Below are 18,243 nucleotides of genomic sequence, written 5' to 3' on the forward strand. Positions count from 1 at the left end.
GCCGCAGGGTCCCGGTATGGTCCGGGTCTGCCGCGATCTCGTCGCGCATCGCCTCCACCGCTTCGCGCGGGACGGGCAGCCCGACGGCATCGACCAGGAGCGGACCCGGACCGTAGGACCACCGAGCGCCTTGGCGCCGGGCGAGACCGGTGAGCGGGGTGGGATGCGGGACTACGGCAGTACAGCCGACAGAGCCCGCAAGAACCCGCTCACCGTGGTCCGGTCCCGCACCGCCACGCGTACCCATTCCTCACCGAGCCCGGGAAACGTGTCCCCACGCCGTACCGCGTATCCCAGTTCACGCAGGCGCCGTCGTACCACTGCGGCCCCGGGCATTCCGACCAGCAGGAACGGCCCCTCCGCCGGCCCGGCCACCCGTACGCCACGCTTCGCGAACGCCGCCAGCCCCGCCACCAGATGGGCCCGGTCCGCCGCGATCCGATGCGCCGCGTGCGCCGCCTCCGCCAGCGCCCGCGGCGCCACGCACGCCTCGGCCGCGGCCAGAGCGGGTGTGGACACCGGCCACAGCGGCTGCGCCCGCTCCAGCTCCGCGACGGTCTCCGGCGCGGCCAGCACGTACCCGATCCGCAGCCCGGCCAGCCCCCATGTCTTGGTCAGGCTGCGCAGGATGATCAGCCCGGGCACATCGGTCCGCCCGGCAAGCGCCTCCCGCTCCCCGGGCACCGCGTCCATGAACGCCTCGTCGACCACCAGGGTGCGCCCCGGACGGGCGAGTCCGGCGATCGCGGCGGCCGGGTGCAGTACCGACGTCGGATTGGTCGGGTTCCCGATCACCACCAGGTCGGCGTCCTCCGGGACGGCCGCCGGATCCAGCCGGAAGCCGTCCGCCTCCCGCAGCAGCACCCGGTCCACGGAGTGGCCCGCATCCCGCAGCGCCGCCTCCGGCTCCGTGAACTGCGGGTGCACGACGACCGGCCGGCGCACCTTCAGCGCCCGCGCCAGCAGCACGAACGCCTCCGCCGCCCCGGCCGTCAGCAGCACCCGCTCCACCGGCAGCCCGTGCCGTGCCGCCACCGCCGCTCGCGCGGCCCGCCCGTCCGGGTAGGCCGCGAGCGACGACAGGGACCCGGCGATCTCCTCCCGCAGCCAGGCCGGAGGGGTGTCCGCACGGACGTTGACGGCGAGGTCGACCAGTGCGGACCCGTCGTCACGGACCTCGGCGTCCCCGTGATGACGCAGATCGTGTCCGGTGCCCCCGGTGTCCTCAGTGCGCATGGCTGTGCGTGTGCCCCCCGTGATGATGGTGCCCGTGCCCGTGGTGGTGGCCGTCGTCGTCCGGGTGGAAGTGCGGCTGCTGAGGCAGCCCCACCTTGTCCTCGAAGCCGGGCAGCGCGATCCGGTACACACAGGAGTCGCAGTTCATCCGGAGGTCGCCCTTGACGGCCTCCTCGTACCGCTCCATCACCAGGTCCAGCAGCTCCGGCTCGGGCCCGATGACGTCCGCCGAGCGCACCTCGACCTCCGGGTGCGCGGCCGCCCAGCCCTCGGTCTGCCGGCGCACCCGGTCCGGCAGGATGCCCGTGAACAGGAAGTAGGGCAGGACGACGATCCGCCGGGCCCCGAGCCGCACACAGCGGTCGAGCCCGCTCGGCACGTCCGGCGCCGCAAGCGACACGAACGCCGTCTCCACACCCGCGTACCCGCGCCCCTCCCACAGCAGCCGGGCCGCCTTGTACACCTCGGCGTTGGCGTCCGGGTCGGTGGAACCCCGCCCCACCAGCAGGACGGTCACGTCGGCCCGGTCCTCCGGTGTACGGCCCGCGCCCCCGAGGGCCTCGTCCAGCCGCCGCTCCAGCACGTTCAGCAGGGCCGGGTGCGGGCCGAGCGGGCGGCCGTAGGTGTACGAGATGCCCGGGTGCCGTTCCTTCTCGCGGGTCAGCGCGGCCGGGATGTCACCCTTGGCGTGCCCGGCGGACACCAGCATCAGCGGCACCGCCGCGAACCGCCGTACGCCCTGTTCGACCAGTTCGGCGACGGCCTCGCCCAGCGGCGGCGGGGACAGCTCGATGAAACCGCCCGCGACGGGCAGGTCGGGGTGGCGGCGGCCCAGCTCCCGTACGAAGTCGCGGAACGCTTCGGCTCCGGCCTCGTCCCGGGTGCCGTGGCCGGCGATGAGCAGGGCGGGCGGCGGGGTGGTCACGGTTTCTCCTCGGTGGAAATCGGGTGGTACAGCAGGGCGTTGAGCGCGGCGGCGGCGACCGCCGAGCCGCCCTTCTCGGACACGTTGCTCACGGCGGGCAGCCCGCTCGCGCGAAGCGCCTCCTTGGACTCGGCCGCGCCCACGAAGCCGACCGGCAGGCCGATGACGAGCGCGGGGGAGGCGTCCAGGGTCAGCAGCTCCTCCAGGGCGGTCGGCGCACAGCCGATCACCCAGAGGGCGCCGGGCCCGACCTGCTCGTACGCGAGCCGGATCGCGTGGGCCGAACGGGTCAGCCCGGGGCCGGACCCGGCGTCCCGGAGCCGGCAGACGGTCTCCCGCCGGGTGATGCCGGCCGCGACCATCTCCACGTCCACGACGACCGGCGCCCCGGCATGCAGCGCGGCATGCGCCTCGACCAGGTCGTCCTCGTCCATGACCAGGTCGGTCGCGTACTCCGGGTCGGCGGCGGAGTGGATGACCCGCTCCACCACCGCACGGGTCAGCGCCGGGAAGTGCGAGGTGTCCAGGCGGGCGCGCAGCCGCCGGAAGGACTCCTCCTCGATGGGGTGGACCACACGGTTCACTGGGCGCCCTCCTGCCCCGCGGCGGAGCCGCTCGTCGATGTGGCTTCCTGCCAGCGGTAGCCGCGCGGGGTCACCATGCGCCCGGCGATGTTCCGGGTCGCGGTGTTGCCCACGGTGACGACCGTCATCATGTCGACCGTCGCCGGGTCCAGTGCGGCGAGCGTGGTCAGCCTGCTCGACCCGTCCGGCCGCGAGGCATTGCGTACGACACCGACGGGCGTCGTCGGCTCCCGGTGCTCGGCCAGCACGGCGAGCGCCTTGGGCAGCTGCCAGTCGCGGCCCCGGGAACGCGGGTTGTAGAAGGTGACCACGATGTCGGCCTCGGCCGCCGCCCGCACCCGCCGCTCGATGACCTCCCACGGCGTGTGCAGGTCGGACAGACTGATGGACACATGGTCGTGGCCCAGCGGCGCGCCCAGGATCGCCCCGGCGGCCAGCGCGGCCGTCACGCCCGGCACACCGACCACGTCGATGTCGTCGGACGCCTCGGCGAGCGCGGGCGAGGCCATGGCGTACACGCCCGCGTCCCCGCTGCCGATCAGCGCCACCGCATGCCCCTTGCGGGCCTCTGCGACCGCCGTGCGGGCCCGTTCCTCCTCCGCGCCGAGCCCCGACTCCAGCACCCGGGTGCCCGGACGCAGCAGGTCGCGGATCTGGTCGACGTACTGGTCGAGCCCCACCAGCACGGAGGCCCGCCGCAGCTCCGCCGTCGCGCGCGGGGTGAGCAGGTCCCGGGCACCGGGGCCGAGCCCGACCACCGCGAGGCGCCCGCGCCCCGGCCGCCGTACGACGGCACAGGTCGCCATGGCCGGCTGCGCCGCGGACTTCCGCTTGGGCACGAGGAGTTCACCGCCGCGCAGCAGCGCGGCCGCCTCCGCCACGGACGGAGTGCCGACGGCCGCGAGCGGCGCGTCCGACGGGTTGGGCACCTCGACGGCCGCCAGTTCCTCGGCCGGGTACGTCACCAGCGGCACCCCCAGCCGCTCGGCGGCGGCCACGATGCCGGGCTCCGTGGACTTGGCGTCCACCGTGGCGAGTTCGGCCACCGACTTCGGCGACAGGCCCGCCTCCCGCAGCGTCTCCTCGACCAGCCCGAGGACCTCCTCGACCGGTGCACCCTTCGAGGCGCCGACACCGACCACCAGGGACGGCGGCCTGAGCAGCACCTCCCGCTCGCCCGCTGCGACGGCCCGGTCGGTGAGCCGGACGGTGTACGGCCCCTGCGGCGCCGTCGGCAGCGGCGGCAGCGGCCACGGCACCTCGGCCTCCAGGGCGACCGCCTCGCCGTCCAGCAGGGCCCGCGACACCGTCGCCACCGACCCCTCGTACGGGAACCCGAGGGTGTCCAGACCCGGCAGCCCCACGGCGTCCGTCGCGGTCGTCACCACCGGCTCGGCGCCGAGCAACGCGGCCACCTCGCGGGCGAGTTCGTTGGCTCCGCCGCCGTGCCCGCCGACCAGCGACACGGCGAACCGGCCGCCCTCGTCCACGCACACCACACCCGGGTCCGCCGCCTTGTCGCCGAGCAGCGGGGCGAGCAGCCGTACGGTCGCGCCCGTCGCCAGGAAGCACACCAACTGCTCACACTCGGCGAACGCGGCCCGGACGGCCTCCCCAACGGGACCGTCGTACACCCGCGTACGGTCCGGCCAGACCGCGGCCAGCCGGTCGCGTGCCGCCGCCCCCGCCGCGGTGGCGGAAATGAGGCCGATCACTGGGCAACTCCTTCACTAGACGCCGGGGTCCTGACGCCCCACAGCAGGAAAACGGGATTGGTGGCCGCCAGCCGGGTCACGTCCCCCGGCAGCGGCGCCAGCCGCGACGACTGCACCAGCACCCCGTCACAGGTGAACCCGGCACCGGTCAGCGCCTCGCGCGCCCCCGGCACCCGGTCCAGCGCCGCCATCGCGACGACGACGGTCCGCCGCGCCCGGCGCGCGCACGCGCCGACGACGGCGGGCAGCTCGCGCCCCCCGCCGCCGATGAACACGGCGTCCGGATCGTCGTCCAGAGCGGACAGCGCCTCCGGAGCCGTGCCGTGCACCACACGTACGCCGACACCATGGGCGTCCGCGTTGGCACGGATCCGCTCGACCCCGTCCGGAGCCTTCTCGACGGCGACGACGGCCGCGCCGAGCCGCGCGCACTCCACGGCCACCGACCCCGAACCCGCGCCGACGTCCCACACCAGGTCGCCCAGGCGCGGCCCGAGCCGGGCCAGCGCCAGTGCCCGTACCTCGAACTTGGTGATCATCGAGTCCCGGTGCGTGAACTCGCCCTCGTCCAGGGCCCATCCGGCCGGCTGCGCGCGCACCCCGGCGACCGTGCGCACGGCACCGAGCGCCCGCGCCTCGTCCAGGCACAGCACCACGCTCACCGCCGTACCCCAGTCCTTCGCCGCGGCCTCGGCGGGCGTCACCCGCTCCACGCGTTCGCGCTCCGGATCGCCGAGCGCGCTCGCCACGACGAGGACCCGGCCCTCCCCGACCGCGGCTGCCAGCTCGGCCGGCCCGGCACCCGGCCCGGTCAGCACGGCCACCTTCGGGTGCGCCCGGCACACGTTGACGGCCGTCCGCAGATCACGCCCGTGCGCACTCACCACGACCGCGTCGTCCCACGGCAGCCCGATCCGCGCGAAGGCGGTCGCCACCGACGACACCCCGGGCCGCACGTCCAGCCGCCCGGCCCCGAACCGCTCGGCCAGTGCCCGCACGATCCCGAAGAACCCGGGATCCCCGGAGGCCAGCACGACCACCGGCAGCTCCTTGCCGACGTACTCCCCGATCGTGTCCAGGGCGGGCGCCAGCGGCCCGAGCACGATCCGCTCCGCGCCCTCGGGCAGCCGTACGGCGTCCAGATGGCGCCGCCCGCCGACGACCAGGGCGGCCCCGGCGAGCACGTCCTCGGGAACCGGCGCCCCCGTCCCCGTACCGACGACCGTGATCAACTGTTCGCCCCCCGCTCGCGCAGGGCCCGCCGCGCCTGGGGGTCGGCCTTGCGGTAGCCGTGGAAGTGACCCGGGTGGTACAGGTGCGAGCGGGTGCCGTGGGCGTCCAGCGCCGGGCCGACCAGGAACAGCGTGTGCTTCCAGAGCTTGTGCTCCTTGACCGTCTCCTCCAGCGTGCCGATCGTGCACCGGACGACCAGCTCCTCCGGCCAGGTCGCCTGGTAGGCGATGACCACGGGGGTGTCCGTCGGATAGCCGCCCTCCAGCAGCTCCCGCACCAGCTGGCCGCTGCGCGCCGCCGACAGGAAGATCGCCATGGTGGTGCCGTGCCGGGCGAACTCGCGCACCTCCTCGCCGGGCGGCATCGGCGTCTTGCCGCCGCCCAGCCGGGTGAGGATCACGGACTGGGCGACCTCCGGGATGGTCAGCTCGCGCTGCGCGAGCGCGGCGACGGCGGAGAAGGACGAGACGCCCGGTACGACCTCGGTCCCGATCCCGAGCTCGGCGCACCGGTCCAGCTGCTCCTGCGTACCGCCCCACAGCGCCGGGTCGCCGGAGTGGATCCGTGCGACCTTCAGCCCCTCGTCCAGGGCGCGCCGGTAGACGGCCACGACGTCCTCCAGGGACATGGTCGCCGAGTCCAGGATCTCCGCGCCCTCGCGCGCGTGTTCGAGGACCTCCGCCTGGACCAGGCTCGCCGCCCAGATCACCACATCGGCCTCCGCGATGGCACGCGCGGCGCGGAACGTCAGCAGGTCGGCGGCGCCGGGGCCGGCACCGACGAACGTCACCTTGCCGGTGGGGGCATCGGCCATGGGATGGGTCCTCTCGTACGGAAACGCAAGTCTGAATCGGGTGGAATGTCAGGGTCTGGAGGAGTGCGTGCGGCGCCGGATGTGCACGAAGGCGCCTCCATCGGATAGCAAGGGCCTATGGCGGTCTTCGTCGCGCTCGGCGCGTTCCTGATGACGCTGGCCGGCGGCTGGACGGCACAGCGCGTGACCGACCGTCGCCATCTCGTCCTGGGGCTGGCCGGCGGTCTGATGCTGGGTGTGGTCGGCCTGGACCTGCTGCCGGAGGCGCTGCACGCGGCCGACCGCGAGATCTTCGGCGTACCCGCGGCCCTGCTGCTGTTCGTGGCCGGCTTTCTGCTGGCCCATCTGGTGGAACGTCTCCTCGCCGCACGCCAGGCCGCGCACGGCGCCGACGAGCACCATCACCGGGCGCCCGAGGTGGGTCTGACGGCGGCCGCCGCAATGGTCGGCCACAGCGCGATGGACGGGGTGGCGATCGGCGCCGCCTTCCAGGTGGGCGGCGGCATGGGCACCTCCGTCGCGCTCGCCGTGATCGCACACGACTTCGCCGACGGCTTCAACACCTTCACCCTCACGAGCCTGTACGGCAACGCGCGCCGCCGCGCGATAGGCATGCTCGTGGCCGATGCCTGCGCACCCCTCGTGGGCGCGCTGTCGACCGCCTTCTTCCACATCCCGGAACCGGTGCTCGGTGGCTATCTCGGCCTCTTCGGCGGCGTTCTGCTCTATCTCGCCGCCGCCGAGATCCTCCCCGAGGCCCACCACGAACACCCCGCCCGCTCCACCGTGCTGTGCACGGTGGCGGGAGCGGCCTTCATCTGGCTGGTGGTCGGCATCTCCGGCGGCTGACCGCACCGGCCGCCTCACAGCTTTCCGCCCCGCCCGCCGTCGCGACGCGGCGGCGCGATCAGCGTGGAGAGGTACGGCAGCGGTGCCCCGTCCAGTTCGGCGGCCGGCCGTACCGACTCCTCCGGCAGCCCGAGCGCCGACCCCCACACGGCCTCCCCGATCCGCCCGGTCTCCCGCAGCGCCTCGGCGACCTCGGCGGCCTGCCGCCCGAACTTGTACGCCACGACGGTCCCCGGCCCGGCCAGTGCCTCCTTGAGCACGGTGGCCCCCGCCGTCACCGGCACCAGCGTCAGCGGCTCGGTGCCCTCCGTGAGCACGGCACCCGACCGCGCGGCCAGGTCCTGCATGGCGGTGATCCCGGGCACGGTCTCCACCGCGACACCCGGCACCAGTTCCACGATCGTCTGCGCGAGATACGTGAACGTCGAGTACACGTTCGGATCGCCGATGGTGGCGAAGGCGACGGACCCGTGCGTGCCGAGCAGCTCGGCGACCCGGGCACCCGCCGCGTCCCAGGCGGCCTCCCGGCGTGCCCGGTCGGTCCGCTCGTTCAGCGCGAACACCACCCGGACGACCTTCTCCTCGGGCACGTAGTGCAGCACGGTCGCCTCGGCCCGCCCCCGCTCGCCGGTGTCCATGACCGGGACGACGACGACGTCGGCCACGCGCAGCGCGTTGACCCCCTTGACGGTCACCAGCTCCGGGTCACCGGGACCGACCCCGACTCCGATCAGCCTGCTGCTCATGACGTCCGGCACCTCTCCACGAACCGACGGGCCACACCGGGCTCGGACGCCCAGTGCGTGTGCAGATAACTCGCGTGCACGCCCTGCTGGACAAAACCTTCGACCCGCCGGACCGGGGCCGTCAGCCCCCAGGCGGGAGCGGCACCGGCGTCGGGCTCGACGACCGTGCGATGGAACTCGTGCCCGCGCATCCGCGTTCCCGCGACGGCCAGCGCACTGTCCCCGACGGCCACCGCGTCCCGGTAGCCGAGGGTGAGCCGTTCGGTCATCCGCGCGGTGGCGTCCAGCACCCCGCACATGGGCCGGCCGTCCAGCTCCCGGCACAGGTACAGCAGGCCGGCACATTCGGCGGCGACGGGAGCGCCGCCGAGAGCGAGTTCGGCGATGGCCTTGCGGAGCGGGTCGTTGGCGGACAACTCCGCCGCATACACCTCGGGGAAGCCACCACCGACGACCAGTCCGGCCGTGTTCTCGGGCAGCTGTCCGTCGCGGAGTGGATCAAAGGTGACCACGTCGGCACCGGCGGCGCCGAGGAGTTCGGCGTGCTCGGCATAGGAGAAGGTGAACGCTTCCCCACCGGCAACCGCGACGACGGGAGCCGACTTCTCAGCCGGCCCGGCCGGGCGGCCGTGGGCGGGCGCGGCGACGGCCTCAGCGGCATCCCAGGCCGCACCCGGCAGAGAACCGGCACTCCGCGCCAGCGCCATCAGCGCGTCCAGGTCGCACCCCTGGGACACCTGCGCAGCCATCGCCCCGACGGCCTCGACCGCGGCAGCGCCCCGCTCGGCGACCGGCACCAACCCCAGATGCCGGGACGGCGTGTCCACCTGCGTCACCCGCCGCAACACACCCAGCACCGGTACCCCGGAGGAATCCAGCGCCTCCCGCAGCAGCGACTCGTGCCGGTCCGACCCGACCTTGTTCAGGATCACGCCCCCGATCCGCACCTCCGGATCCCAGGACGCGAACCCGTGCACCAGTGCCGCCACCGACCGGGACTGCGAGGACGCGTCCACGACCAGCACCACCGGGGCCCGCAGCAGCTTGGCCACATGGGCCGTGGACGCGAGTTCCCCCGCGCCCCCGGCCCCGTCGTACAGCCCCATCACACCCTCGACGACGGCGAGATCACACCCCCGTGCCCCGTGCAGGAACAGCGGAGCGACCAGCTCGGGCCCGCACAGGTACGCGTCCAGGTTCCGCCCCGTCCGCCCGGTGGCGAGCGCGTGATACCCGGGGTCGATGTAGTCCGGCCCCACCTTGTGCGGAGACACGGCGAGCCCCCGCGCGGCGAACGCGGCCATCAACCCCGTGGCGACGGTGGTCTTGCCGCTGCCGGACGCCGGCGCGGCAATGACCAGCCGAGGCACGGACATCACCACTCGATGCCCTTCTGGCCCTTCTGCCCCATGTCCATGGGGTGCTTGACCTTGGACATGTCGGTGACCAGGTCGGCGAACTCCACCAGCTTCTCGGGCGCGTTCCGCCCGGTGATCACGACATGCTGGGTACCGGGCCGGTTCCGCAGCACGTCGACCACCTCCTCGGTGTCGACCCACCCCCAGTGCATGGGGTACGCGAACTCGTCCAGCACGTACAGCCGGTACGTCTCGGCCGCCAGGTCCCGCTTGACCTGCTCCCAGCCCTCCCGGGCCTTCTCCTCGTTGTCCATCTGGGCATCCCGCTGGACCCAGGACCAGCCCTCGCCCATCTTGTGCCAGTCGACGGTCCCGCCCTGCCCGGAGGCGCCGAGCACCCGCAGCGCGTTCTCCTCGCCGACCTTCCACTTCGCGGACTTGACGAACTGGAACACCCCGATCGGCCAGCCCTGGTTCCAGGCACGCAGCGCCAGCCCGAACGCGGCCGTCGACTTGCCCTTGCCGATCCCGGTGTGCACGACTACCAGCGGCCGGTTACGCCGCTGGCGAGTCGTCAGACCGTCGTCCGGTACGACACTCGGCTGTCCCTGAGGCACTACGCGGCCCTCCTCGAAGTCCCCTGCACATCCCTGACCAGACCGGCGATCGAATCGGCCCGCAGCTCGTCCAGCGTGACGGCCGTGCCGCCCAGCTCACCCGCGAGCTGTCCGGCGAGCCCGAGCCGCACCGGCCCCGACTCGCAGTCCACGACCACGGAGGCGACCCCGTCGGCCGCGAACAGCCGGGCCGCCCGCCCCGCCAGCGCGACCGGCTCCGGGCCGCCCGTGGCCCGCCCGTCCGTCACCACCACGACCAGCGCCCGCCGCGCCGGATCCCGCAGCCGCTCCACCCGCAGCACCTCGTGCGCCTTGAGCAGCCCGGCCGCCAGCGGCGTGCGGCCGCCCGTCGGCAGCGACTCCAGCCGGGCGGCCGCGGCGTCGACGGACGAGGTCGGGGGCAGGGCGACATCGGCCGAGGCGCCCCGGAAGGTCACAAGACCCACCTTGTCCCGCCGCTGATAGGCGTCCAGCAGCAGGGACAGCACGGCACCCTTCACGGCGCCCATCCGCTGCCGCGCCGCCATCGACCCGGAGGCGTCGACCACGAAGAGCACGAGGTTCCCTTCGCGCCCCTCCCGCGCCGCCTGCCGCAGATCGTCCCGGCGCAGCACCAGCCCGGGGCCGGACCGCCCGCGTGCCCGCTGGTGCGGGGCGGCGGCCTGGACGGTGGCCGCCAGATGCAGCTTGGTCAGCGTCCCGCGCGGCCGCCGGGACCCGGTCGTCCGCCCGTGCTCGGTCCGCGCCCGCGAACGCCGCCCGGCGGCACCCTCGCCGATCCCGGGCACGCTCAGCGCCTTCGTACGGAACGGCTCGGCGGCCCGCACGGCCGACTGCTCCTGCGCGCCGGAGGCCTGCGGCTGCCCGCCCTCACCGGCCTCGGGCTGTGCGGCGCTGCCGCCGTCGTCCTGAGGACCGCTGTCGGGCGCCGGCTGCCCACCACCGCCGCCACCGGGCCCGTCGGGGCCGGGGTCGGGGTCGTCGTCGCTCTCGCCGGAGTACTCCTCCAGCGTCTCGTCGAGCCTGTCCTCGTCAAGACCGGGCGCGTCGAACGGATTCCTCCGCCGCCGGTGCGGCAGCGCGAGCAGCGCTGCCTGCCGCACGTCCTCGGCGAGCACATCGGTCCGCCCGGCCCACGCGGCCAGCGCCGTCGCCGTCCGCGCCATCACGATGTCGGCGCGCATACCGTCCACCTCGAAGGCGGCACAGGTCGCCGCGATCTGCCGCAGCGCCCCGTCGCCCAGCCGGACCTGCGGCAGCAGCCGGCGCGCGGCCACGATCCGGGCCCGTACGGCGGCCTCCTCCTCGGCCCACCGTGCGGCGAAACCGGCCGGGTCGTCGTCGTACGCCAGCCTGCGCCGCACGACCTCCACCCGCTGGTCCGGCTCCCGCGAGGCCGCGACCTCCACGGTCAGCCCGAACCGGTCGAGCAACTGAGGCCGCAGCTCGCCCTCTTCCGGATTCATGGTGCCGACCAGCAGGAACCGGGCCGCGTGCCGTACCGACACGCCCTCGCGCTCGACGTACGAGGCGCCCATCGCCGCCGCGTCCAGCAGCAGGTCGACCAGGTGGTCGTGGAGCAGGTTGACCTCGTCGACGTACAGGATCCCGCGGTGCGCGTCGGCCAGCAGGCCCGGCTCGAACGCCTTCACGCCCTCGGCGAGCGCCCGCTCGATGTCCAGGGCGCCGACCAGCCGGTCCTCGGAGGCCCCGACGGGGAGCTCGACCATCCGCGCCGGACGCGTCGTACCCGATGCCGGCTCGTGCGGGCCGTCCGGGCAGGACGGGTCAGGTGCCGCCGGGTCGCAGGAGAAACGGCACCCGGGGACGACGGACACCTCCGGCAGCAGCGCCGAGAGGGCCCGTACGGCCGTCGACTTGGCAGTGCCCTTCTCGCCGCGCACCAGCACACCGCCGACCGCCGGCGACACGGCGTTCAGCAGCAGCGCGAGCCGCAGATCGTCCTGGCCGACGACGGCCGTGAACGGAAACGGGGTACTCACTTCTCGTCGCCCTCCAGGTCGCCTTCCAGCTCCAGATAGGTGGCACGCAGCCGCTCCAGCGTGTCCGCGTCCGGCTCGGCCCACAACCCGCGGTCCGCCGCCTCCAGCAGCCGCTCGGTGATCCCGCGCAGCGCCCACGGGTTGGACTTCTTCATGAAGTCCCGGTTCTCCGGGTCGAAGACGTACTCCGCGCTGAGCTTCTCGTACATCCAGTCGTCGACCACACCCGCCGTGGCGTCGTAGCCGAACAGGTAGTCCACGGTCGCCGCCATCTCGAAGGCGCCCTTGTAGCCGTGCCGGCGCATGGCCGCCATCCAGCGCGGGTTGACCACACGGGCCCGGAAGACACGGTGCGTCTCCTCGCCGAGCGTGCGGGTCTTCACCTGGTCCGGCACGGCGCTGTCGCCCACGTACGCCTCGGGGCTCGCGCCGGTCAGATGGCGGACCATGGCCACCATGCCGCCGTGGTACTGGAAGTAGTCGTCGGCGTCGACCAGGTCGTGCTCACGGGTGTCGACGTTCTTCGCGGCGACCGCGATCCGCCGGAACGCCGTCTCCATGTCCCCGCGTGCCGCCCGCCCGTCGAGCCCGCGGCCGTACGCGTACCCGCCCCACACCGCGTACACCTCGGCGAGGTCGGCGTCGGAGCGCCAGTTGCGGGCGTCGATCAGCGGCAGCAGACCGGCGCCGTACGCCCCCGGCTTCGAGCCGAAGACACGGGCCGTGGCGCGGCGCCGGTCGCCGTGCTCGGCGGTGTCCTCGTCGGCGTGCGCCTTCACGAAGTTCCGCTCGGCCGGCTCGTCCAGTTCGGCCACCGTCCGCACCGCGTCGTCGATCAGCCCGACGACATGCGGGAACGCGTCCCGGAAGAATCCGGAGATACGGACCGTGACGTCGATGCGCGGCCGGCCCAGCTCCGCCAGGGGGACCACCTCGAACCCCGTCACCCGGCGAGAGGCGTCGTCCCACACCGGGCGGCAGCCCAGCAGCGCCAGGATCTCTGCGATGTCGTCGCCCTGGGTGCGCATCGCGGACGTGCCCCACACCGTCAGGCCGACCGACTTCGGGTACTCCCCGGTGTCCTGCAGATACCGCTGCACGAGCGAGTCGGCGAGCGACTGGCCGACCTCCCAGCTCAGCCGGGAGGGAATGGCCTTGGGGTCGACCGAGTAGAAGTTCCGGCCCGTCGGCAGCACGTTGACCAGACCGCGGGTCGGCGAACCGGAGGGGCCCGCCGGGACGTAACCGCCGCTGAGCGCCTTGAGGATGTGGCCGATCTCGTCGGTCGTGCGGGCGAGCCGGGGGACCACCTCGGTGCAGGCGAACTCCAGCACCCGGACCGCGTCAGGGAGTTCGGTGCCCAGCACCTCGCGGACGAGCGGCGCGCTCTCGGCGACCGCCCAGTCGCGCGCCTCCATGCCCTCCGCGATCCGCCGGCACAGCTGCTCCAGCAGGTCGATCGCGTCGGCGGCCGTGCGCGACGGCCCCTCGACCAGATCCGTCAGTTCGGCCGCCGCCTTCACCGGCGCACCCGGCTCCGCCAGCAGCTCCTTCTCCACGAGCCCGAAGTGCTCGGCGAGCGTGGCGCGCAGCCCCGGCAGCGCGTTCGCCTGCCCGCCCCACACCTGCGAGGCGCGCAGCACGGCGAGGACCAGGTTCACCCGGGGCTCGGCGACCGGACCGCCGCCGAGGATGTGGAGCCCGTCCCGGATCTGCACGTCCTTGATCTCGCACAGATAGCCGTCGATGTGCATGACGAACGCGTCGAAGTCGTCGTCCTGCGGCTGCTCGGCCACATGCAGGTCGTGGTGCAGCTCGGCCGCCTTGACCAGGGTCCAGATCTGCGCCCGTACGGCCGGGGCCTTGGTCGGGTCCAGGTCGGAGACGAGCGCGTACTCGTCGAGCAGCTGCTCCAGCTTGGCCAGGTCGCCGTAGGTGTCGGCACGGGCCATCGGCGGCACCAGGTGGTCGACCACCGTGGCGTGCCCGCGCCGCTTGGCCTGGGTGCCCTCGCCGGGGTCGTTGACGATGAACGGGTAGATGAGCGGGAGGTCGCCGAGGACGGCGTCCGGCGCGCAGCCCCCGCTCAGCCCGAGCCCCTTGCCGGGCAGCCACTCCATCGTGCCGTGTTTGCCCATGTGGACGATCGCGTCGGCGCCGAAGCTGTTCTCCAGCCAGCGGTAGGCAGCCATGTAGTGGTGCGAGGGCGGCATGTCGGGGTCGTGGTAGATCGCGATCGGGTTCTCGCCGAAGCCGCGCGGCGGCTGGATCATCACGACGACGTTCCCGAACCTGAGGGAGGCGAGGACGATCTCGTCGCCGTCCACGTACAGGCTGCCCGGAGGCTCGCCCCACGCCTGAAGCATGGCGTCCCGCAGCTCGGGGTCGAGCTTGTCGAACCACGCGCGGTAGTCGGCGAGCGGCACCCGCGCGGGCGCCGCCGCCAGCTGGTCCTCGGTGAGCCACTCGACGTCGTGCCCGCCGGCCTCGATGAGCCGGTGGATCAACTCGTCGCCGTTGTCCGGGTAGTCGGTGAGGCTGTAACCGGCTTCCCCGAGGGCGTCCAGGACGCGTACCGCCGACGCGGGCGTGTCCAGGCCCACCGCGTTGCCGACCCGCGAGTGCTTGGTCGGATACGCGGTGAAGACGAGTGCGAGCTTCTTGTCCGCGTTCGGCTTGTGCTTGAGCCGCGCGTGCCGCACGGCGATTCCGGCCACGCGCCCGGCCCGCTCGGGGTCGGCGACGTACACCGGCACGTTGTCCGGGCCCTGCTCCTTGAAGGAGAACGGCACGGTGATCAGCCGCCCGTCGAACTCCGGGATCGCGACCTGCATCGCCGCGTCCATGGGGGACAGCGCGGCGTCGGACTCGTCCCAGGCGCTCTGCGAGGAGGTCAGGCAGAGGCCTTGCAGAACGGGCACGTCGAGGTCGGCGAGGGCCCCGATGTCCCAGGCTTCCTCGTCGCCGCCCGCCGAGGCCTGCGAGGCGTGCGTGCCGCCGGCGGCGAGGACGGTGGCGACCAGGGCGTCGGTCCGGCCGAGGATCTCGTACAGCCCGGCATCCGCTCCGCGCAGCGAACCGCAGTACACGGGAAGGGCGTTGGCGCCGTGCGCCTCGATCGCGTCGCACAGCGTGTCGACGAAGGCGGTGTTGCCGCTCAGCTCGTGCGCCCGGTAGAAGAGCACGCCCACGGTGGGGCGGCCGTCCCGGATCTCGTACGAGCCGTGCACCCCGAACTCCGGCATCTTCCGAGGCTCTTCGAAGCCCTCACCGGTCAGCAGCACGGTGTCGGAGAGGAACCGGGCCAGTTCGGTCAGGTTCGCGGGCCCGCCCTCGACCAGGTACTTCAACGCCTCCGCCACGACACCCGCCGGGACGGACGACTCGGCCATCAGCTCGGCGTCCGGCACCGCCTCGCCGCCCAGCAGCACGGTCGGCACCCCGGACGCCCTGAGCGCGGCCAGCCCGTCCTCCCACGCCCGCTTGCCGCCCAGCAGCCGTACGACGGCGATGCCCGCGCCCTCGATCAGCCCGGGCAGCTCCGCGGCCACGTCGACCCGGGTCGGATTGCCGATCCGGTACTCGGCGCCGGAGGCACGGGCCGCCAGCAGATCGGTGTCGGCGGTCGACAACAACAACACTGTGCTCATGCGGGCGCTCCCGGTGGAATGAAAGGCAGTCCTTGTGGCGCGCCCGACTCGATGAGCCGCCAGAGCGCGTCCGTGTCCGCGTGCTGTTCGATCAGGTCGCCGAGCCGGTCGAGCTGCTCCTCGCGCAGCGCGGCGAACGAGGTGCCTGGGGCCGGTACGAAGCGGCGCCCCGCAGCGGCCGCCACCTCGCGCAGGAAGGCCCGCCGGAAACCGTCCGACTCCAGGGAGCCGTGCCAGTGCGTCCCCCAGGTCTGGCCGACCCGGCAGCCGTCCGAGCTGTGTCCTTCGCCGTCGGAGATGAACGTGTCGCCACCGGTCACTTCGGCGACCCCGTGATGGATCTCGTACCCCTCGACGCGCTCGCCGAGGGCCTCGCCGACGGGCCGGGTGAGTGTCTTCTCGCGGGCGAACCGCACGCGCACGGGGAGCACTCCGAGGCCCTGGACCCGCCCGGCGCGCGACTCGACCTCGTCCTCGATGTGCTCGCCGAGCACCTGGAAGCCGCCGCAGATGCCGAGGATCGGCCGGCCCTCGGCGGCCCGTCGCCCGAGCGCGTCGGCCAGCCCCCGCTCCCGCAGCCACTCCAGCGCTCGCACGGTCCCGCGCGTGCCCGGGACCACCACGAGGTCGGCGTCCGCCAGCTCCTCCGGACGGTCCACGAACCGCACCACGACACCCGGTTCGGCGGCCAGCGCGTCCACGTCAGTGAAGTTGGACATGAGCGGGATCGCGCAGACGGCGACCCGTAGGACGTCCTCGCCGACCGGAGCAGCCACCGTGGACTCCCGTACGGTGCCGCGCAGCGAGACGCGCAGCCCGTCCTCCTCGTCGATGCCGAGCCCGTGCCGGAAGGGCAGCACGCCGTAGGTGTGCCGCCCGGTGAGCCCGTGCAGCATGTCCAGCCCCGGCTCCAGCAGGCTGACGTCGCCGCGGAACTTGTTCACCAGGAACCCCGCGACCAGCTCCTGGTCCTCGGGCGAGAGCAGGGCGACCGTTCCGAAGAAGGAGGCGAAGACGCCGCCGCGGTCGATGTCGCCGACGACGAGCACGGGCAGCCGCGCGTTCCGCGCGATCCCCATGTTCACGATGTCGGTCCGCCGCAGATTGATCTCCGCGGGTGAACCGGCCCCCTCACAGATCACCGCGTCATATGTGCCCCGCAACTCGGCCAGACAGTCCAGGACCGTGCCGAGCAACTGCTGCTGGCGCCCGCCGTGGTACCCGCGTGCGCTCAGCTCGCCCACCGGCTTGCCCAGCAGCACCACTTGGCTGCTCTGCTCGCCACCCGGCTTGAGCAGCACGGGATTCATCAGCGCGGTCGGCTCGACCCGGCAGGCCTGGGCCTGCATGGCCTGCGCCCGCCCGATCTCCGCGCCCTCCCGCGTGACGAACGAGTTGAGGGACATGTTCTGCGCCTTGAAGGGCGCCACCTTGACGCCCCGGCGCACCAGCCACCGGCAGATCCCGGCCGTCACGACGCTCTTGCCTGCGTCGGAGGTGGTGCCGGCGACGAGGAGACCACCGTTCACTTTCCACGTCCCTTCATGAGGTGGCGCGCGCCGACCGTGACGCCGAGCGCGAGCAGGCCCACGCGGCGGGAGAGCCGTACGGCCCGGTCGATGTCGGTGACCCGGACGGCCCGCCCGGCGTCCCCGTTGAGGACGGGCCGGTGCTCGACGCGCCCGCCGTAGGAGAGCGTCCCGCCCAGCCGCACACCGAGGGCGCCCGCGAACGAGGCCTCGACGGGCCCGGCGTTGGGGCTCGGATGTCTGCGGGCGTCGGCCTTCCAGGCGCGCACGGCGCCGCGCGGGTCGGGTCCGGCCGCGGTGGCGAGCACGGCGGTCAGCCGTGCCCCGGGCCACCCGGCGAGGTCGTCGAGACGGGCGGAGGCCCAGCCGTAGCGCCGGAACCGGGGCGACTTGTGCCCCACCATCGCGTCCAGCGTGTTGACGGCCCGGAACCCGAGCAGCCCCGGCACTCCGCCCACGGCACCCCACACCAGCGCGCCCACGACGGCGTCGGAGGTGTTCTCGGCGACCGACTCGACGACGGCCCGGGCGATCCCGTCCGCGTCGAGGGCCTGCGGATCCCGGCCGCACAGATGCGGCAGCCGCTCACGGGCCGACGCCACGTCACCGGCCGCCAGGGCGCGCCCGATCGTGCGGGCCTCCCGGGCCAGCGAGGTGCCCCCGACCACGGCCCAGGTGGCGGCGGCGGTCAGCGCGACGGCGGCGGCGGGGGAGCGGCGTACGGCGCGTTCGGCGACGACGCCGAGGCCGGCGGCACCCCCGGCGCACACGGCGGTGTGCAGTGCCCCCCAGCCGCGGTGGTCGTGCCACAGCGCGCGTTCCACGGCCGCGGCCGCCCGCCCGAACGCGGCCACCGGATGCCCGCGGTGCGGATCGCCGAGGAGAAGGTCGCCGAGAAGGCCGACGGCGGCACCGTACGCGTAGGAGCGATCGGCACCCATCGGCTCAGCCGGCCGTGGGGGCCGGCATGGTCCGGTTACTGAA

General features: G+C 73.8%; 14 protein-coding genes. 1 reads left to right on the forward strand and 13 read right to left on the reverse strand.

Annotation, left to right across the window (positions count from 1 at the left end; translation table 11 throughout):
* Positions 1 to 171: 171 nt before the first annotated feature.
* The 6 genes from cobC to cobM are packed head-to-tail and all read right to left on the reverse strand — an operon-like array spanning position 172 to position 6,507.
* Positions 172 to 1,236: an Rv2231c family pyridoxal phosphate-dependent protein CobC gene (cobC, locus tag ACIRU3_RS14765; protein WP_404056068.1), complete on the reverse strand. Its 1,065-nt coding sequence runs from the start codon at positions 1,234 to 1,236 to the stop codon at positions 172 to 174.
* Entirely contained in the window at positions 1,226 to 2,161 is a 936-nt protein-coding gene (locus tag ACIRU3_RS14770; RefSeq protein WP_404056070.1) for a sirohydrochlorin chelatase, read from the reverse strand. The genes cobC and ACIRU3_RS14770 overlap by 11 nt, the downstream gene beginning before the upstream one ends.
* Complete coding sequence (locus tag ACIRU3_RS14775; RefSeq protein ID WP_404056072.1) at positions 2,158 to 2,745, reverse strand: precorrin-8X methylmutase; 588 nt, start codon at positions 2,743 to 2,745, stop codon at positions 2,158 to 2,160. Before ACIRU3_RS14775 ends, ACIRU3_RS14770 begins: the two co-directional genes overlap by 4 nt.
* Positions 2,742 to 4,460, reverse strand: a complete 1,719-nt coding sequence (cobJ, locus tag ACIRU3_RS14780) for a precorrin-3B C(17)-methyltransferase (RefSeq protein ID WP_404056074.1) — start codon at positions 4,458 to 4,460, stop codon at positions 2,742 to 2,744. The genes ACIRU3_RS14775 and cobJ overlap by 4 nt, the downstream gene beginning before the upstream one ends.
* Entirely contained in the window at positions 4,457 to 5,692 is a 1,236-nt protein-coding gene (gene cbiE, locus ACIRU3_RS14785) for a precorrin-6y C5,15-methyltransferase (decarboxylating) subunit CbiE (RefSeq protein ID WP_404056076.1), read from the reverse strand. Before cbiE ends, cobJ begins: the two co-directional genes overlap by 4 nt.
* Positions 5,689 to 6,507, reverse strand: coding sequence for a precorrin-4 C(11)-methyltransferase (gene cobM, locus ACIRU3_RS14790; RefSeq protein ID WP_404056078.1), 819 nt, complete (start codon positions 6,505 to 6,507; stop codon positions 5,689 to 5,691). The genes cbiE and cobM overlap by 4 nt, the downstream gene beginning before the upstream one ends.
* A gap of 117 nt (positions 6,508 to 6,624) precedes the next feature.
* Here cobM and ACIRU3_RS14795 point away from each other — a divergent pair, with 117 nt between their 5' ends.
* On the forward strand, positions 6,625 to 7,356 hold the full coding sequence (locus ACIRU3_RS14795) for a ZIP family metal transporter (RefSeq protein WP_404056080.1): 732 nt from the start codon (positions 6,625 to 6,627) through the stop codon (positions 7,354 to 7,356).
* A 14-nt stretch (positions 7,357 to 7,370) separates the two neighbouring features.
* Here ACIRU3_RS14795 and cobI read toward each other — a convergent pair whose 3' ends face one another.
* From cobI to ACIRU3_RS14830, 7 genes are read right to left on the reverse strand one after another with little or no spacing between them, the layout of a single operon-like run.
* A complete protein-coding gene (cobI, locus tag ACIRU3_RS14800) occupies positions 7,371 to 8,102 on the reverse strand; it encodes a precorrin-2 C(20)-methyltransferase (RefSeq protein WP_404056082.1) in 732 nt (243 codons plus the stop codon).
* The gene (locus tag ACIRU3_RS14805) at positions 8,099 to 9,478 is read right to left on the reverse strand and encodes a cobyrinate a,c-diamide synthase (protein ID WP_404056084.1); all 1,380 of its coding nucleotides are present in this window, start codon (positions 9,476 to 9,478) and stop codon (positions 8,099 to 8,101) included. Before ACIRU3_RS14805 ends, cobI begins: the two co-directional genes overlap by 4 nt.
* Complete coding sequence (cobO, locus tag ACIRU3_RS14810) at positions 9,478 to 10,077, reverse strand: cob(I)yrinic acid a,c-diamide adenosyltransferase (protein WP_404056086.1); 600 nt, start codon at positions 10,075 to 10,077, stop codon at positions 9,478 to 9,480. The genes ACIRU3_RS14805 and cobO overlap by 1 nt, the downstream gene beginning before the upstream one ends.
* Positions 10,077 to 12,080, reverse strand: coding sequence for a putative cobaltochelatase (locus tag ACIRU3_RS14815; RefSeq protein WP_404056088.1), 2,004 nt, complete (start codon positions 12,078 to 12,080; stop codon positions 10,077 to 10,079). Before ACIRU3_RS14815 ends, cobO begins: the two co-directional genes overlap by 1 nt.
* A complete protein-coding gene (gene cobN, locus ACIRU3_RS14820) occupies positions 12,077 to 15,730 on the reverse strand; it encodes a cobaltochelatase subunit CobN (protein WP_404056090.1) in 3,654 nt (1,217 codons plus the stop codon). The genes ACIRU3_RS14815 and cobN overlap by 4 nt, the downstream gene beginning before the upstream one ends.
* The gene (locus ACIRU3_RS14825; protein ID WP_404056092.1) at positions 15,727 to 17,259 is read right to left on the reverse strand and encodes a cobyric acid synthase; all 1,533 of its coding nucleotides are present in this window, start codon (positions 17,257 to 17,259) and stop codon (positions 15,727 to 15,729) included. The genes cobN and ACIRU3_RS14825 overlap by 4 nt, the downstream gene beginning before the upstream one ends.
* Positions 17,256 to 18,200 carry a cobalamin biosynthesis protein gene (locus ACIRU3_RS14830; RefSeq protein ID WP_404056093.1) on the reverse strand — a complete coding sequence of 315 codons (945 nt, stop codon included), beginning with the start codon at positions 18,198 to 18,200 and terminating at the stop codon, positions 17,256 to 17,258. The genes ACIRU3_RS14825 and ACIRU3_RS14830 overlap by 4 nt, the downstream gene beginning before the upstream one ends.
* Between the last annotated feature and the right edge of the window lie 43 nt (positions 18,201 to 18,243).

This window comes from Streptomyces sp. NPDC101151, assembly GCF_044768335.1.
Lineage (GTDB): Bacteria > Actinomycetota > Actinomycetes > Streptomycetales > Streptomycetaceae > Streptomyces.

Excerpts from the sequence above, each read along its gene's own strand:
- cobM (WP_404056078.1), bottom strand. The coding sequence starts at position 6,507 with ATGGCCGATGCCCCCACCGGCAAGGTGACGTTCGTCGGTGCCGGCCCC.
- cobI (WP_404056082.1), bottom strand. The coding sequence starts at position 8,102 with ATGAGCAGCAGGCTGATCGGAGTCGGGGTCGGTCCCGGTGACCCGGAG.
- cobN (WP_404056090.1), bottom strand. The coding sequence starts at position 15,730 with ATGAGCACAGTGTTGTTGTTGTCGACCGCCGACACCGATCTGCTGGCG.
- ACIRU3_RS14795 (WP_404056080.1), top strand. The coding sequence starts at position 6,625 with ATGGCGGTCTTCGTCGCGCTCGGCGCGTTCCTGATGACGCTGGCCGGC.
- ACIRU3_RS14830 (WP_404056093.1), bottom strand. The coding sequence starts at position 18,200 with ATGGGTGCCGATCGCTCCTACGCGTACGGTGCCGCCGTCGGCCTTCTC.
- ACIRU3_RS14805 (WP_404056084.1), bottom strand. The coding sequence starts at position 9,478 with ATGTCCGTGCCTCGGCTGGTCATTGCCGCGCCGGCGTCCGGCAGCGGC.
- cobC (WP_404056068.1), bottom strand. The coding sequence starts at position 1,236 with ATGCGCACTGAGGACACCGGGGGCACCGGACACGATCTGCGTCATCAC.